Below are 603 nucleotides of genomic sequence, written 5' to 3' on the forward strand. Positions count from 1 at the left end.
CTCCAATGCGATCAAGTATTCGGGGGAGAATCCACGGGTGAAGATCAAGCTTTGGCTGGACGCCGACCGGGCATTTTGCTCGGTTGCGGATTCCGGGATCGGAATTCCTTCCGACGAGCTGTCAAAGATTTTCGACCGCTTCTACCGCGCCAGGACTGCGTCCGGTATTGCCGGTACGGGAATAGGACTTAATTTTGCTCAGAAAATCATGCATTTACATGGTGGGCAAATTCAGGTTCAAAGTCATGAGGCAGTCGGATCGGTTTTTACTTTCGACCTGCCCATATCGAATGTCGATCAATCCTCGGAAGCTGCGTGAGTTCGAACAATGAATACTCAGCCCACGATCCTGTGCATCGAGGACGAAGAAGATCTTCGAACCGACATCGCGGAAGAACTCGTCGCGGCCAATTACGATGTCTTGCAGGCTGCGAACGGGCAGGAGGCTCTCGCGATCCTCGAACGCCACCGACCCGACCTGGTGCTTTGCGACATCACCATGCCCGGTCTCGGTGGCTACGATGTGCTGAAGGTGATGAGGGAGCAAGGCTCGCTTTCGGACGTGCCGTTCATCTTCCTCACCGCACTTGCCGACCGTAACGA

At 54.7% G+C, this 603-nt stretch carries 2 protein-coding genes; both read left to right on the forward strand.

What is annotated here, in order from left to right:
- Positions 1–319: sensor histidine kinase (locus tag AC1DT3_RS23545; RefSeq protein WP_477467565.1), on the forward strand; the 319-nt coding region annotated here is incomplete at its 5' end.
- A gap of 9 nt (positions 320–328) precedes the next feature.
- The coding region (locus tag AC1DT3_RS23550) for a response regulator (RefSeq protein WP_477467566.1) at positions 329–603 on the forward strand (275 nt) is incomplete at its 3' end.

Source organism: Microvirga sp. P4_G7 (assembly GCF_056401005.1).